The organism is Gilliamella apis (assembly GCF_002142155.1).
GTDB lineage: Bacteria > Pseudomonadota > Gammaproteobacteria > Enterobacterales > Orbaceae > Gilliamella > Gilliamella apis.
The window spans coordinates 1-16,858 of record NZ_NASD01000022.1 but is presented as its reverse complement, the minus strand read 5'-3'; the positions used below and the strand labels follow the sequence as shown (position 1 = coordinate 16,858).

Sequence of the window (16,858 nt, the reverse complement as noted above, 5' to 3'; positions counted from 1 at the left end):
TATTGAATATTTTAAATTTTTAAAAATCTTGATTAGAAAAATAAAATGCCGTTAGCAAACTAACGGCATTATTTCAATGATAACAATAAAATAAAAAGTCTCTATTTTTTAACTGCTTTCGCATTCGGCAAATCAGTTATCGATCCTTCATAAATCTCAGACGCTAAACCTATTGATTCATGTAACGTTGGGTGAGCATGGATGGTTAAGGCAATATCTTCTGCATCACATCCCATTTCAACAGCTAAGGTAATTTCACCAAGCAATTCACCACCATTTGCCCCTACGATAGCACCACCAAGAAGACGATTATCAGCTTTATTAAAGATTAATTTAGTCATCCCTTCTGAACAATCAGAAGCAATCGCTCGACCTGATGCCGCCCATGGGAATATAGCAACCTCATAATCTAAACCTTTTGCTTTTGCTTCTTTTTCAGTTAAACCTACCCAAGCAACTTCAGGTTCAGTATAAGCAATTGATGGTATAGTTTTTGGATCAAAATAATGTTTTTTACCAGCAATAACTTCTGCTGCCACATGACCTTCATGAACACCTTTATGCGCTAGCATCGGTTGACCAACAATATCACCAATAGCATAAATATGAGGCACATTCGTTCTCATCTGTTTATCGACTTCGATAAAGCCACGATCAGTCACATTTACACCGGCTTTTTCAGCGTTGATCAGTTTACCATTTGGAGTACGACCTATTGCCACTAGTACCGCATCATAAGTATGAGTTTCAATGGTTCCGTCTTTTTTCTCCATGGTGACATAAATTGCATCATGTTTTGCTTCAACAGTACTTACTTTAGTTTCTAATCTTAAAGTAAATTTCTTTTGAATTTGTTTAGTAAAGACTTTCACCACATCTTTATCGGCTGCTGGAATGACCTGATCAAGCATTTCAACCACATCTACCTCTGAGCCTAATGCATGATAAACCGTCCCCATTTCTAAACCGATAATACCACCACCCATTAAAAGTAGTTTTTTAGGAATAGTAGTTAATGCTAATGCATCTGTCGAATCCCAAATGCGAGGATCTTCATGTGGGATAAATGGTAAAGTTATCGGTCTTGAACCAGCGGCAATGATAGCATTATCAAAAGTAATTTTAGTTATACCTTTGGATGAAGTAACATCCATGGTATGACTACCAGTGAATTGTGCTTCACCTTGAATAACATTGACTTTACGCATTTTAGCCATGCCTGCAAGTCCATTAGTTAGTTGATTTATAACTTTTTCTTTCCAACCACGAACTTTATCTAATTCAAGTTTAGGCGTACCAAAATGAATACCATGTTCAGTCAATGATTTTGCTTCATCCATTACTTTGGCAACATGGAGTAATGCTTTAGATGGAATACAACCAACATTTAAACAAACACCACCTAAAGTTGAATAACGTTCTACTAAGGTAACATCTAATCCAAGATCGGCTGCTCGGAAGGCAGCAGAATAACCCGCTGGACCAGCTCCTAAGACAACAACTTGTGTTTTAACTTCTTGACTCATAATTAATTTCCCCCCACTACATCACTAATCGACGTAAGTCGGATAAAACATTAACAATATGGCTTAAGAAGCGTGCACCATCAGCCCCGTCAATTACTCGGTGATCGAATGATAATGATAAAGGTAACATTAGACGTGGTGTAAATTCTTTACCATTCCAAATTGGTTTCATACTAGAACGAGATACACCTAAAATACCTACTTCAGGTGCATTTACAATTGGTGTAAATGAAGTCGTTCCGATACCACCAAGGCTAGAAATGGTGAAACAACCACCTTGCATATCACTACCGGTTAGTTTGCCATCACGAGCTTTTTTGGAAATTTCTGCAAGTTCCCGAGAAAGTTCAATAATGCCTTTTTTATTCACATCTTTAAATACCGGCACAACTAAACCATTAGGCGTATCAACGGCTACACCGATATTAATGTATTTTTTGATGATAAGAGTTTGTGCATCTTCAGACAATGAACTATTAAAACGAGGATAAGCGGTTAAAGCGCTGGCTACTGCTTTCATAATAAACACTAGTGGCGTAATTTTCAGATCCAGTTTTTTCTTTTCCGCTTCGGCATTTTGTTGTTTACGGAAAGCTTCTAATTCAGTGATATCTGTTTCATCAAACTCAGTAACATGTGGAATCATTACCCAATTACGATGTAAGTTGGCACCTGATACTTTTTGAATTTTAGTTAATGGCAATGATTCAACTTCACCAAATTTACTAAAATCAACTTTTGGCCACGGTAATAAGCCAGGTAATGCACCGCCAGCGCCACCATTTTCAACCTGTTTGACAGCATTTTTTACGTAAGCTTGAATATCTTCACGTAAAATACGATGTTTAGGGCCAGTCGGTTGTACCTTAGCAAGGTTAACACCAAACTCGCGAGCTAAACGACGAACAGAAGGAGTTGCATGTGCATAAGCATCATTTTCTACAAATTCATTGGTATTTGCAGGTGTGGCTGGCGCAGCAGAATTATTGTTAGTATTCACAACTGGAGCTGCAGTAGCTGGTTTTTCTGCTGCCACAGGTGCGACATCAGTTTTTACTGGTGCACTGCTAGCTACTGTCTCAAATTCCATAATTTTTGAGCCAGTTTTAACTTTATCACCAATTTTTACTGAAATGCTTTTCACAACACCGGCAATAGTAGCAGGCACTTCCATTGAGGCTTTATCGCCTTCTACTGTTATAAGAGAATCATCAACGGAAACTGAATCACCAACTTTAACTAAAATTTCAGTGACCTCAACTTCATCACCACCAATATCAGGTACATTAACATCAACCACTTGGCTTGCGCTTGGGGCTGCTGATGATGCGGCAACTGGTGCGGTCGTTTGTTGTTTATCTGCTGCAGCCTCTGTTTCGCTGTCATCAAATTCCATAATACTTACACCAGTGGTAACTTTATCGCCGATTTTAACAATGATTGATTTTACAATTCCTGCTTGTGGAGCAGGAATTTCCATTGACGCTTTATCACCTTCGACGGTCAATAGCGATTGATCTACATCCACTTTGTCGCCAACTTTAACTAAAATCTCTGTTACTTCAACTTCATCACTTCCGATATCGGGTAATTTTATTTCAATAGTCATTATTTTTTACCTCTTATGCATTACGTGGATTGAGCTTATCAGCATTGATGTCGAACTTTTTAATCGCGTCTTCAACAACACTTGTTTGAATATCACCACGTTTAGCTAGTTCTCCTAATGCGGCAATCACAACATAAGATGCATCGACTTCAAAATGATGACGTAAATTTTCTCGGCTGTCACTGCGACCAAATCCATCAGTACCTAATACTCTGTAGCTTTCTGCGGGTACAAATCCACGAATTTGTTCTGCATAAAGTTTCATATAATCAGTTGAAACAACTGCTGGATTATTATTCATTATTTGAGCAACATAAGGAACTTTCGCTGGTTCACTCGGATGTAACATATTGTAACGTTCACAATCTTGACCATCTCTAGCTAATTCGGTGAACGAAGTTACACTATACACTTCTGAGCTAATACCGTAATTTTTAGCTAGAATATCTGCAGCTTCACGAACATGGCGTAATATTGAACCAGAACCTAATAATTGAACAGTAGGTTTACCTTGTTGTCCTTCAACAGTATCTAATTTATAAATACCACGACGGATACCCTCTTCTGCCCCTTCTGGCATTGCAGGTTGAGCATAGTTTTCATTAAGTGTAGTAATATAATAGTAAACATTTTCTTGTTCACCATACATGCGACGTAAACCATCTTGCATAATAACAGCAACTTCATATGCATAAGCCGGATCATAAGATACACAGTTAGGGATAGTTAACGCTTGAATATGACTATGACCATCTTGATGTTGTAAGCCTTCACCATTTAAGGTTGTTCGGCCAGAAGTACCGCCGATCATAAAGCCACGCGCTTGTTGATCACCAGCTGCCCACATCAAATCACCAATACGTTGGAAACCAAACATTGAGTAATAGATGTAAAATGGAATCATTGGGTAATCATTAGTGCTGTACGATGTTGCCGCGGCAATCCATGATGCAGTTGCGCCACATTCATTAATGCCTTCTTGCAAGATTTGGCCTTTCTCGTCTTCACGATAGTAAGCAACTTGTTCTTTATCTTGCGGCGTATATTGTTGACCATGTGGATTATAAATCCCTATCTGACGGAATAAGCCTTCCATCCCAAAGGTACGAGCTTCGTCAGCAAGAATCGGCACTAAACGAGGCGCTAATTCTTTATCTTTTAACATAATGTTAAGTGCACGAACAAAGGCAATTGTGGTTGAAATTTCTTTCGATTGCGCTTCAAGTAATGGTGCAAATTCAGTTAAAGGAGGAATTGATACAGTTCCTGAGAATTTAGTCAATCTTGACGGCACATAACCATGTAGGGCTTGACGACGTTCATGAATATATTTGTATTCAGGAGTATGTTCTTCAAATTTAATGTAAGGTAATTTTTCAAGTGCATCATCAGTAACTGGAATATTGAAGAAGTCACGAACATGACGAACACCATCCATATTCATTTTTTTCACTTGGTGCGCAATGTTCTTAGCTTCTGCTGCTGCACCCATACCATAACCTTTAATAGTATGTGCTAAAATCACTGTTGGACGATCTTTGGTTTCTTTTGCTCTAGCAAATGCTGCAAACATTTTTTCAGGATCTTGACCACCACGATTAAGTCTGAATATTTCTTCATCAGACATATCTTTTACTAATTCTGCAGTTTCTGGATATTTACCAAAGAAATGCTCACGAACATAAGCACCATCTTTAGATTTAAAGGTTTGGTAATCACCATCAAGCGTTTCATTCATTAAGCGAATTAATTTTCCTGATTTATCTTTTTGTAATAATTTATCCCAGCGATCACCCCAAAGCACTTTAATTACATTCCAACCAGCACCAGCAAATACGCCTTCTAATTCATTAACAATTTTGCCATTACCGGTAACTGGACCATCTAAGCGTTGTAAATTACAGTTAATGACAAATACTAAGTTATCCAATTTTTCACGTGTAGCAATTGTAATTGCACCTTTTGATTCTGGCTCATCCATCTCGCCATCACCTAAAAATGCGTAAACGGTTTGTTCAGTGGTATCTTTCAATCCACGATGATTCAGATATTTTAAAAAGCGAGCTTGGTAAATAGCACTAACTGGGCCTAATCCCATTGAAACAGTTGGAAATTGCCAAAACTCAGGCATTAATTTTGGATGAGGATAAGATGATAATCCTTTACCATGCACTTCTTGACGGAAATTATCTAATTGTTCTTCGGTTAATCGGCCTTCAATAAATGCCCGAGAATAAATACCTGGAGAGATATGACCTTGGAAATAAATTAAGTCACCACCATCTTTTTCATTGCGAGCACGGAAAAAATGGTTAAAACAGACTTCATAAAATGTCGCTGCAGATTGGAATGATGCCATGTGACCACCCAGTTCTAAATCTTTTTTAGAAGCTCGAAGAACCATCATCATTGCATTCCAACGAACAATGGAACGGATGCGTCTTTCAATTTCCCAATCACCTGGATAGGCTGGTTGTTCATCGACAGGGATAGTATTAATATAGTTACTAGTTGATGAACCGAAAAGTAAAGGAACTCCACCATCTCTGGCTTTATTGACAATTTGCTCAATAATATATTGGGCACGTTCGACGCCTTCTTCACGAATAATAGAATCTAAACTTTCCAGCCAATCTTTAGTTTCAACTGGATCGATATCATTCATTTGCATGTCCGACATATAAAAACCTCTTTTTTGTTTTAAAAAATGCAGTTTTTGCTATCCTTAGCTATAACAGACGCCATAACTAAAATTACAAGCTCCAACTTTCGCATTACGGATGCTTTAATGATATAAGTCTGCCATTTTCCATTAAAAAGTAAAGCAAACCACCGTCTAGAAAAGAATGTTAATTCCTATTAAAACAATCAACTATTTCAATCATTAATTTAGATTAATAGATAATTATTTGATATAAGTCAATTTAACTCATGAGATTGGAAAGAATATTACCCTGTGAGTTATACCTTGAATACTTAGCGGTTGTCAAGTTATAGTAAAATCTGCTATATAGTTGTTAATTTATTGATAAATGATGACTGAATAAACGCAAACTATGCCAAATAACAACGTGATAATTAAACAGTTGGGAACGATGCCCTATTTGTCAACTTATCAAGCTATGCACAATTTTACTAATCAGCGTAATGCGCAAACTATTGACGAAATCTGGCTTGTTGAGCATTTACCGGTTTTTACTCAAGGTAAAGTTGGTAAACCTGAACATTTACTAACCGCTACTGACATTCCAGTGGTACAAACTGATCGTGGCGGTCAAATTACCTATCATGCCCCTGGCCAACAAATTATGTATATTTTGTTTGATTTAAAAAGACGTAAAATAGGCATACGAGATATGGTTAGTTATTTAGAAAATAGTGTTATTCAAACTTTACAACACTATAACATTACCGCTTATTCAAAATCGGATGCACCTGGCGTCTATATCAATCAACAAAAAATCTGCTCACTAGGATTACATATTAAGCATGGATGTACATTACATGGTTTAGCGCTGAATATTGATATGGATTTAACACCGTTTAATTATATCAATCCGTGTGGCTATGCAGGTTTAAAAATGACTCATATGAAGCATCATATTGCACAAATTGATCGTCAAGAGATTAACCGGTTATTAACTGATAATTTTATTAATCAGTTACCAAACAACTAAGATATTAAATATGCAAAATACTGAAAATCAAATCCGTAGTTCCAAATATCGTGACGCTGATAAAACGCGTCTCATCCCAACCATTACGGTTGAGGAAGTCGCTCCATTAAAAAAACCTGATTGGATGAGAATTAAATTATCTGCTCATAACGATAATATTGCCCATATTAAAAACACTATGCGTAAGCATGGATTACATTCAGTGTGCGAAGAAGCATCTTGCCCAAATTTGGCCGAATGCTTTAATCACGGTACAGCAACTTTTATGATTTTAGGCGATATTTGTACTCGCCGTTGTCCTTTCTGTGATGTTGCTCATGGGCGTCCATTACCACCTGACCGTGAAGAACCAAATAAACTTGCATTAACGATTCAAGAGATGAAATTACGTTATGTAGTTATAACATCTGTTGACCGAGACGATTTAAAAGATGGAGGGGCTAGCCATTTTGCATCTTGTACTCAAGAAATTCGCGCATTAAGTCCGAATATCAAAGTTGAAACATTAACACCTGATTTCAGAGGGTGTATTGATGAAGCGGTAGAGGTTTTAAGCGAAAATCCACCAGATGTGTTTAACCATAATTTGGAGAACATTCCTCGTTTATACAAAAAAATTCGTCCTGGAGCTAATTATGAAGGATCGCTAAAATTACTTGCTTCTTTCAAAGAAAGACATCCAGATATTCCAACAAAATCAGGTTTAATGGTTGGATTAGGTGAAACAAATGAAGAACTCATTCAAGTACTAAAAGATTTACGCAGTAATGGCGTGACTATGTTAACTTTAGGTCAGTATCTACAACCGAGTAAATATCATTTACCAGTGGAGCGTTATGTATCACCTCAAGAATTTGAAGAATTAAAACAGACTGCTTTGGCAATGGGATTCACTCATGCTGCTTGTGGGCCGTTTGTCCGTTCTTCTTATCATGCCGATTTGCAAGCAATGGGAAAAGAGGTGAAATAAATATCACCTCTTACAAATTTAGCAATTAATTATCAACAACAATAAAGCGACGATTTTCGGTAACAATTTGTAAGAAGATTGGTAAGCTAATTTTTTCGCCTTTCAATTGTTTACCGTTTAAATCATAAATTTTAGACCGCCCAAATGCATCAATAACCACAGTATTATGATCATAAAGCGCAGCAATTTGATTTTCACTACCCGCTAAAATCCATTCCCGATTAGACTGATTAAATAAATTTCGACCCTGACTGTACTGCTGCGCTGGAGTGGTAACATTAAATGCATCTTGCATTAATGTTCTTAAGATATCTGTTTGTGAGGTAATAGTACTAATTTGTTTTATTTCCCTACCTGGCCATGAAATAATCAATGGCACTTTCAATACCTCACGATTAAAGCTATTTTCAGTATTATGCGATACTAATTTTTTGGCTTCATCTATTTTTAGATCATTTGAACCAGTAATAATTATTATCGTGTCCTCATATGCATTGGATAATTTTAAATAAGCAATCAAAGATTCTAAATATTGATCGAGTTTTTTAGCCTCTGATTCTAATTCCATTACTGGTATTTTTTTATTTTTAGTAACAAGAGAATATTGTATGACAGAAAATAAAGGCGCATGATTCTCAAGTTTGTTTTGTTCGTCATGCCATGCCATCCAATAATCAGTAGTAAGCTTATTGCTTTGTTTTTTACCATCAGGGATTGAGAAGTTAGACAATAATGCATAACGATAAAGAGGTTCAGAAAAACCGTCAGCAGAGAATAAACCGAGGTTATAATGCTGTTTGGTTACTGTATCGAATAAAACCGACGTCTTATGACCAGCAAGGATACTATTATAGTAATTAGGATCTAAACCATAAAATAGTGAGAAATTATTTAAATAAGCCTGACTACTGGCAGCATAATGATTAATAAAATTAATATTCTGATTAGCAAATTCCTTAAGCCAAGGCATATTGTTCGCTAATAATTGATTATTCCAACCATCAATATTGATTATTAAAACATTCTTCTTATTTTGCTTTTCATCAAAACTAATTCTATCCAATGGATATTCAATAGCAATTGCAAATGGATTACCTTCCTGAATAGTTCTATTTCGGTAATCATTTTCGGCAATAAATCCATAACGCTCCAAAAGGTGACGAGCAGTTAATGGATAAGAGAGCGGTAAACTTGAACGTTGCATAGTTATTGGGCGATAGAAATTAGCATCAGCCCAAATATGAATTAAATGTGATGAAACAAAACAAAGAATAAAACCGATAACAACTGGTCTAGCATAACGTTTCCGTTTACTTAAGCTACGTAACTTTTTCCAACTCCAAATGGCAAATAATATCTCAATTAAAAGAATAAAAGGGATAAGAATAAAAGCACTATTTAAAAAAGAGGTTTTGTCCGAAGTAAATAATTGCCATATAGATAGATTAAGGTGCATTCTAAAATGAGAAAACACTTCAATATCAATCAGAAGTAAACTAATTCCTATTGTAGCGACGACAGTAGCAATGATTCGCTGCCAACGAGAAGAGTGAATAAAAAAGCTTAGTGGAAACAGTAAAATTAAATAGGCTATAAAAGTGAGAAAACTAAAATGTCCTATAGCACTAATGATTGCATAAAAACGACCCATAAAAGTTCGAGGCCAGTCAGCAATTAACAAATATTGACTACCAAGGACAATAACAACAAAAATATTAAATAGGGTAAACCAATGCCCCCAACTGACTATCTGCGAGGTTTGGTCGTCTTTGATATGATTATTTTTGAGTTTGAGCATATTTAATTGTTGTTAGTGGTAGTAATCAAGAAAAACTAAACTAAATTTGCCCTACAGTTTAACTGATTTTTAAAAATCTTTCTGTAATTTTTTTATTTGTTAGCACAAAGGGATGGGTTATTTGTTGGCGTTATAATCGATACTTGTTATAATTTAATTTAATAATATAGCTAATAGAAAAGACAATACTTTGGCAATCAAACAACTCAACTCTCAAGAAGTCCAACCTGATATAAATTACATTTTAAATAATAACGATATTAAAACCGATTTATTCAGTGAAGGATTAACAAATGTACTATCATGGCAACCTCGAGTTGCCGCTGCCGTGTCACTATTATGTAAAAATAGTAATACACATTATCGTTCGCGTTTTATGTTACTAAAAGCCTCTGAAAGCGAACTTTTTTTCGATCTCCTTAAACAATCCGTTAAACCAAGTTTAACTGCTACAACGCTAGGTTATAGTTATTACTTTAGTGAAAATAAAATCACATTAACGCAAGCGAAAAGTAAACAAGATAATTTTGCTGTTCAAGATGACTGTTTAACGGCAACAGTAGTTGACATTGAAAAACTTTTTGGTTGTGTTCGCCAACCAGAAAACAGTCCAATTAAATTACAAGCGGGATTAGTTCACCAAGCTAATGGTGGCGTTTTAATTTTAGGCTTACGTTCTCTGCTTGCTCAACCAATTATTTGGACTAAATTAAAACAAATGGTTATGTCGCAAACCTTTGAATGGTTTTCAGCAGATGATTCGCACCCATTACCATTATTGATTCCAGCCATGCCGTTAGATCTACGCATCATCTTAGTTGGTGATAGATTATCTTTAGCAGAATTACAGGAATTTGAACCTGAATTTTATTCATCTTCTATTTATGCTGAATTTGAAAGTGAATTAAAAGTAACTGAATCTCGGCAAATCAATGATTGGATGAATTATTTACAATTTATTAGTCGCCAACTAGCATTACCAAAAATTGAAAAAACAGCTTTTGCTAAAATTTACAAGCATGCAACAAGATATACAGGTGATCAGTATTATCTACCGCTCAGCATTGAGTGGATTCAATCATTATTAATAAATTCATCTTATTTTGTACAAAATGAGAATATTGATACATTAGCAGTCAGCAAAGCTTTAGAACAGCAAACATGGCGAGAAAATTATTTAACCGAGCGATTCCATGATGAATTCTTTACCAATCAAATCATGATTGATACTAAATCGCAAGTAGTTGGCCAGATTAATGGCTTATCGGTTATTGAGTACCCGGGCTATCCTAAAGCCATCGGCGAACCAACACGTTTAAGCTGTTTAGTTCATTTTGGTGACGGTGAATTGATTGATATCGAACGTAAAACCGATCTTGCAGGTAATATTCATTCGAAAGGAATGATGATTATGCAAGCATTTGTTATGTCGGAGTTTGCCATTAATCATCAACTGCCATTTTCTACATCTTTGGTTTTTGAACAATCATATAGTGAAATTGATGGCGATAGCGCCTCTCTTGCCGGTCTTTGCGCTCTTATTAGCGCACTGTCTAATCAACCTATCGATCAACAATTAGCGGTCACAGGATCGGTTGACCAATTTGGTCATGTTCAATCAATTGGTGGCGTAAATGAAAAAATCGAAGGTTTTTTTGCTGTTTGTCAGCATCAAGGTTTAACTGGTCAACAGGGTGTAATTATTCCTGCTAGTAATCAACGTCATTTGAGTTTAAGTGATGAGGTTATTGAGGCTATTAACAATGATAAATTTTCAATTTGGGCTGTAGAACATGTCGCTGAGGCACTCTATTTATTAACCGGTATTCCTTTTAAGGATGAAAACAAAATTAGTCTTTATAAATTGATCCATGCGCGTATGCAATCAATGTTAGTTCAAGATAGAAAACACGATGGTTGGCTCAGTCGCTGGAAAAAAATTGCAAAAAGTAACAATACACAATAAACTGAAACCCAAATTCCATTGATGGAATCAATCAAATATTAATGTAAAATTTTACAGATTATAATAATTATTTGTTTTATATTTAATAATTATTTTATATGCAATCATGTAATGACAACAAAATAAAAGGTTTTTTTATGACATTTGAACGTAAATCTTCGTATGATAAAGCAGATTTGATTAAATCAGGCAATAGTGAATTATTTGGCCATGATGGACCGCCATTACCTTCTGATTTAATGCTAATGATGGATCGTGTTATCGAAATGAACGAAGACGGTGGTAGTTTTGGTAAAGGCTATGTTGAAGCTGAATTAGATATTAATCCTGATTTATGGTTTTTTAAATGTCATTTCAAAAATGATCCAGTAATGCCTGGTTGTCTTGGGCTTGATGCATTATGGCAATTAGTCGGATTTTATTTAGGCTGGATTGGTGGTAAAGGTAAAGGTCGGGCACTTGGTGTTGGTGAATTAAAATTAAAAGGCCAAATATTACCTCATAATAAAAAAGTTACTTATAAAATTAATTTTAAACGCGTTATTAACCGTAAATTAATTATGGGTATCGGTGATGGTGAAGTTTATGTTGATGGTAAATTAATTTACGAAGCAACTGATCTTAAAGTAGGTTTATTTAAAGATACTTCTGAATTTTAATTCCTGAAAATATAACTCCTTGTTTAGTGTCAGTGATTAACTGAATATTAGCAGGGAGTATTTTTTTATTTGCTATTCTAAAGCTGGCCTATAATGTACTTTTTTCGAAAATTTTTACTCTCACTTGTATTATCCTTAATTGTAATTAGTCAAGTTCAAGCTGATTTTAACGGTAAAGTGGTTAAAGTTATTGATGGTGATACTGTAGATATACTCACGCTAAAAAAACAAAAAATACGCGTTCGTTTGCTTGATATTGATGCACCAGAAAGCCGTCAAGCATATGGTAATGCGTCAAGAAAATATTTAGCTTCATTAATTGCCGGAAAAAATGTTTTTGTTCAAGAAAGCAATAAAGATATCTATCAGCGTACACTGGGAACCATATACCTAGCAAAAATCAATATTAATGCAAAAATGGTAGAAAATGGTTTTGCATGGGCTTATCGCTATAAAGGCGTCGTAAAAAATAAAGATATGTTGAAACTTGAGTCAAAAGCTAAACAAAATAAAAAAGGACTATGGAAAGATAAACATCCTATAGCGCCGTGGGAATTTCGTTATCGTAATAAATGATTTTAAATTTTTTATTTTTTACTAGATAACATAGCTTCAAATGGTTGTAATGTTTCTTTTGTCTGATTATAACCTTCCCCTTGTTTTTCAGCTGGAATCGCCGAAAACAGTTATTTGGATAATTCTAAATTTTGCTCAATCAAAGCCGTTTGTCGTTAATTAAGTTCATCATCAGATACTATCCACTTTATCAAAATAAGTTTTACAATTTTCAATTAATTCAGCCATACAGACCGAAGATAAACCAAATAAAGTTAAAATAGGACTTATTTTTTTGAATCTTTATTTCTAAATTACTAATTTTATGAAATTAAAATTTTATTGATGTTATTGGGATAATATAAGAATGAAGAATGGAATAAGGTAAGTTCTATAATAGAAGAGAATCTTACCAGTAAAAAATTACTGGCAAGATTAAACAATCAGTTAGATGATTGTAACATCAGCAGCAGCTGGACCACGAGCACTATCTTGGATAGAAAATTCTACTTGTTGACCTTCGCCTAGAGTTTTAAAACCATCACCAGAAATCGCAGAGAAGTGAACAAACACATCTTTACTTCCGTCTGAAGGAGAAATAAAACCAAAACCTTTACTTTCATTGAACCATTTAACTTGACCAGTTTTTTTAGACATAATAATCTTCCTATAAATAAATAAATTAATCTCTACCATAAAAGGCAATACTTGAAAACATAAAACCTAGACTACTTATTAACAAAGAGAAGACAAGACTGAAGAAAACTAATACAAACGTGATTAAAGTAAACTACAAACTGCATAAATCTAAATGTTACAAAATAAATCTGCATGTAATATGCTGGCGACTATTAACTCATAAAAAGATGAACAATACAAGCAATGTTTTTTTTAATTTGTAAATTTTCCTAACATGATTAGTAACCAATTGTTATTAAACATATTAATTTTTTATTTTTCTGCTAATTCTTTAGATTTTTTAATAGCAGCATCTACAGCCTCAATGATGGCAGCCCTAAATCCTTTTGCCTCTAACATTTGTACACCTTCAATTGTCGTACCAGCAGGTGAACAAACCATATCTTTTAACTCGCCAGGATGCTTACCTGTTTCAAGTAGTAATTTTGCCGATCCCAATACTGCCTGTGCGGCAAATTTATACGCTTGTTTTCTAGATAAACCACCTTTAACTGCTCCATCAGCAAGCGCTTCAATAAACATAAACACAAAAGCGGGAGAGGAACCACTTGCTCCTACTACGGCATCAATTAAATATTCAGGTACGACTTCTGTTTCACCGATACAATTTAATAATTTCTGCACAATAGCTAATTCTTCATCAGTAACTTCTGTATTAGGTGTTATTGAACACATAGCGGCATTGACTAATGCTGGAGTATTTGGCATTACCCTCACTATTTTTTGCTCATAACCAACACATTTCGCTATAGTTTTAATTGTTACACCAGCTGCAATGGAGATAACAATAGTATTCTTTTTTAATTCTTTTTGAATATCACTTAATACATCAGCAATAATGTTAGGTTTGACGGCAACAAAGACAATATCCGATTCTCGTGCCACATCCCTTGCCGAAGCCAAATTATTAATTGAGTAAGACTGATTTAAAGCTTGGCCTTTTTCAAGGTGAGGGTCATAAACATAAATTTGCGAGCCAGGTACAATATTACTTACCAAAATACCTTGTAAAATAGCATTCCCCATGTTACCTATACCGATAAAACCTATGCGCTGTTCCATTTATTTACACCTCTATCAAAAAAGTCAGTTGGATAATTATAGTACATTTTTCAATAAATACTCAAAGTTTGCTATTTAGTTTTACCCGATAAATGTTTTTGAGAAAATGATCTAATATTTAATGCTAGCTCCGATAAAAAGTTATGATCAAAGTTGGTTGGATACTTACCCTCTTTTCGCTTTAATAAATATACTACTTGTTCCGCTGTTAATCTAAAGTTTTCACTTAATAACTCTATCCCATTGATTTTTTGATTATTATATATGTTCTCATATTGAGAGTATTGGCTATCTTTTACCATTTTAGCTTTAGCCTGATGAATTTGATATAAACGCCAGTCCTGATAACAACTCATATCAAACTTTTTAGATAAAATATATCCCCAGTCAGTCTGTTTTACATCAGGAAAACGGCTTAAAACGCTATCTATTGGAAGCCCACAACTTATAATAAATTGGTTATTCATTTTTTTAATTTGTTTGACTTGCAATTTTAGTTTATGCTTTAGTAAATGGGTCACTATATACGCTGACTCATTATACATTCGACAAAATATCCCACTATCCTTGATAAAGTATATTGCTAAAGATTGTTCTGTTAATTTAATTTTATCTTCAATATTCATTACTAATTATTTTAACTGTATATTTTTTAAGTAGATGACATGGCGAACCTTACCGTGCTATGCACAATAAGGTTCGTAATACATTTGTTACTAAATTCAATGCTTGGTGTGCTACGCACTACAAGCTTACTAATTGATATACTAATATGCATTTACACATGCAACTCTGATATTTGGATAAGTAGCAGGATAGGCATGAACAATACCACTACCTCCACCTAAAACACTTGGATCTACATAATATGGATTTCCATCAACATATACATCACTACTCCAATAGCCATGCCAATAAAGCCAATCACTATCTATATATTCACCTTCATTAGTATAAGTCATCCCCCATTCGTTAAAAATGCCACCAACCCATTGTGATTGAGTGTTTTTATAACTAATGCGGCGTTGATATTCAAAATGATTAAAGTTAGGTATCCCTTCATGCCAGTCTACACTATTACCATTGCTATAATCTCGAACACTAGGTAATCGATAGGCGCCTAACTGCTGACAATAAATTTTAGCAGTCTCAAAGGTTGTATTGACTTCCCCTTTTTCTCTTGCTCCTTCAGGATTAGCTATATACCAACGAGATAGATTAAAACTATACAATAGCTGTTTTTTTGCATTATCAGCATAAATTTTAAATAATGATGGTGAAAATATTTTAGATGCTGATTTATGATTAGGGCCAAGTAATTTAATATTTAGAACATTATTACTTTTAGGTGTTAATAATATAGAAACACCATTTCCTAATATCGGCGAAATAGTTGTACCATTAACTAATATCACTTGTTGAGAAGTTACTCCCTCAAGTAATAGTTCAAAATCTAAACCATGTGAACCAGTAGTCGGAAAATTGCTATCAGGAATTGCAATATTTTGACGTTTAAAACCTTTATTTGCATCCCATTGTTCAGGAGGACCTAAAAAAACTCCTGTACCATTTAAAATACTTGGTTTTGCATAACATGCTTTCGGTGAATTTGTAGAAATATAATAACTATGGCTACCTCCATTAAAATTACCTTGTTTTGGAATACCATAATTGCTAACCAAAATTCCGTCATCTACAGTAATTGTTAATTTATAAGGAGATTTACAAGCGTCTAAATCACTATTTGGATTTGATTTGATAAACTCAGTTACATCCTCACCTAATGAATTTTGCCATTTCACATTGAAATTTCCGGTAATAAAACTTAATTCATCTCCATCATTATCAGCCCAAAAATCATTAGTTAATATTATATTAGACAACCCCACTGATGGGTATTTATCATGGGGCAAATAAGTATTAATATCGCTGAATATTGGAGATACTTTATTTATAAATATTGGATTTGAAGGTGTTGATCTATCCTCTACAGAATTTATTACCTTATTTTCTGGTAATGTTATTGATATTAATGGTAAGACGGAATCCGTAGCTGTATATCCTCCGTCAAAACTAATATAAGGGCTACTACCATGTACCACATTCGCAGTTTGGGAAGTTAAAGCAAATACCTCTTCTATCATTAATAAGTTTAGTAATAGTAAGATAAATAATGCAATTGAAAATTTTCGCTTATTTTCCCCCCTTTTTTGCAATATGAAGCAAAATTTATAAATTTTGTCGCTCAGAAAGCTACTGAATAAAAAATAGATGTTAGAATTAAATATTGAAAATAGATATGTATTAAATTTTGAAACTATCTTTTTTTGTAAAAAT

The 16,858-nt window shown here is 34.4% G+C and carries 13 protein-coding genes; 5 read left to right on the top strand and 8 right to left on the bottom strand.

The genetic code is table 11. The features are described 5' to 3' along the window. Nucleotides 1–101: 101 nt before the first annotated feature. From lpdA to aceE, 3 genes are read right to left on the bottom strand one after another with little or no spacing between them, the layout of a single operon-like run. Nucleotides 102–1,526 (bottom strand): dihydrolipoyl dehydrogenase, encoded by a 1,425-nt coding sequence (gene lpdA / locus B6C84_RS09610; RefSeq protein ID WP_086320196.1) that lies wholly within the window; start codon nucleotides 1,524–1,526, stop codon nucleotides 102–104. A 16-nt stretch (nucleotides 1,527–1,542) separates the two neighbouring features. Further along, nucleotides 1,543–3,135: a pyruvate dehydrogenase complex dihydrolipoyllysine-residue acetyltransferase gene (aceF, locus tag B6C84_RS09605; protein ID WP_086354243.1), complete on the bottom strand. Its 1,593-nt coding sequence runs from the start codon at nucleotides 3,133–3,135 to the stop codon at nucleotides 1,543–1,545. 13 nt (nucleotides 3,136–3,148) lie between these two features. After that, the gene (gene aceE, locus B6C84_RS09600; RefSeq protein ID WP_086354244.1) at nucleotides 3,149–5,815 is read right to left on the bottom strand and encodes a pyruvate dehydrogenase (acetyl-transferring), homodimeric type; all 2,667 of its coding nucleotides are present in this window, start codon (nucleotides 5,813–5,815) and stop codon (nucleotides 3,149–3,151) included. Between the two features lie 376 nt (nucleotides 5,816–6,191). Between aceE and lipB the strand changes: the two genes are divergently transcribed. Both lipB and lipA read left to right on the top strand, forming a co-directional pair. After that, entirely contained in the window at nucleotides 6,192–6,812 is a 621-nt protein-coding gene (lipB, locus tag B6C84_RS09595) for a lipoyl(octanoyl) transferase LipB (RefSeq protein WP_086354245.1), read from the top strand. A gap of 10 nt (nucleotides 6,813–6,822) precedes the next feature. Then, entirely contained in the window at nucleotides 6,823–7,782 is a 960-nt protein-coding gene (lipA, locus tag B6C84_RS09590; RefSeq protein WP_065579248.1) for a lipoyl synthase, read from the top strand. Nucleotides 7,783–7,807: 25 nt separating this feature from the next. Here lipA and B6C84_RS09585 read toward each other — a convergent pair whose 3' ends face one another. Beyond that, nucleotides 7,808–9,580: a DUF3413 domain-containing protein gene (locus B6C84_RS09585; RefSeq protein ID WP_086354246.1), complete on the bottom strand. Its 1,773-nt coding sequence runs from the start codon at nucleotides 9,578–9,580 to the stop codon at nucleotides 7,808–7,810. A 328-nt stretch (nucleotides 9,581–9,908) separates the two neighbouring features. Here B6C84_RS09585 and B6C84_RS09580 point away from each other — a divergent pair, with 328 nt between their 5' ends. The 3 genes from B6C84_RS09580 to B6C84_RS09570 all read left to right on the top strand — a co-directional run bounded on the left by B6C84_RS09580 (nucleotide 9,909) and on the right by B6C84_RS09570 (nucleotide 12,781). Further along, entirely contained in the window at nucleotides 9,909–11,546 is a 1,638-nt protein-coding gene (locus tag B6C84_RS09580) for an AAA family ATPase (protein ID WP_425319289.1), read from the top strand. 137 nt (nucleotides 11,547–11,683) lie between these two features. Continuing rightward, nucleotides 11,684–12,205, top strand: coding sequence for a bifunctional 3-hydroxydecanoyl-ACP dehydratase/trans-2-decenoyl-ACP isomerase (fabA, locus tag B6C84_RS09575; RefSeq protein ID WP_065579250.1), 522 nt, complete (start codon nucleotides 11,684–11,686; stop codon nucleotides 12,203–12,205). Between the two features lie 93 nt (nucleotides 12,206–12,298). After that, complete coding sequence (locus tag B6C84_RS09570) at nucleotides 12,299–12,781, top strand: thermonuclease family protein (protein WP_065613298.1); 483 nt, start codon at nucleotides 12,299–12,301, stop codon at nucleotides 12,779–12,781. 426 nt (nucleotides 12,782–13,207) lie between these two features. On the opposite strand, the gene cspE is transcribed toward B6C84_RS09570, so the two are convergent. The 4 genes from cspE to B6C84_RS09550 form a co-directional block, all read right to left on the bottom strand. Next, nucleotides 13,208–13,417, bottom strand: coding sequence for a transcription antiterminator/RNA stability regulator CspE (cspE, locus tag B6C84_RS09565; RefSeq protein ID WP_065579252.1), 210 nt, complete (start codon nucleotides 13,415–13,417; stop codon nucleotides 13,208–13,210). Nucleotides 13,418–13,711: 294 nt separating this feature from the next. After that, nucleotides 13,712–14,521 (bottom strand): pyrroline-5-carboxylate reductase, encoded by an 810-nt coding sequence (gene proC / locus B6C84_RS09560; RefSeq protein ID WP_065579253.1) that lies wholly within the window; start codon nucleotides 14,519–14,521, stop codon nucleotides 13,712–13,714. A gap of 71 nt (nucleotides 14,522–14,592) precedes the next feature. Continuing rightward, entirely contained in the window at nucleotides 14,593–15,147 is a 555-nt protein-coding gene (locus B6C84_RS09555) for a hypothetical protein (protein WP_131798795.1), read from the bottom strand. Between the two features lie 141 nt (nucleotides 15,148–15,288). After that, nucleotides 15,289–16,665, bottom strand: coding sequence for a hypothetical protein (locus B6C84_RS09550; RefSeq protein WP_133052742.1), 1,377 nt, complete (start codon nucleotides 16,663–16,665; stop codon nucleotides 15,289–15,291). Nucleotides 16,666–16,858 lie beyond the last annotated feature (193 nt).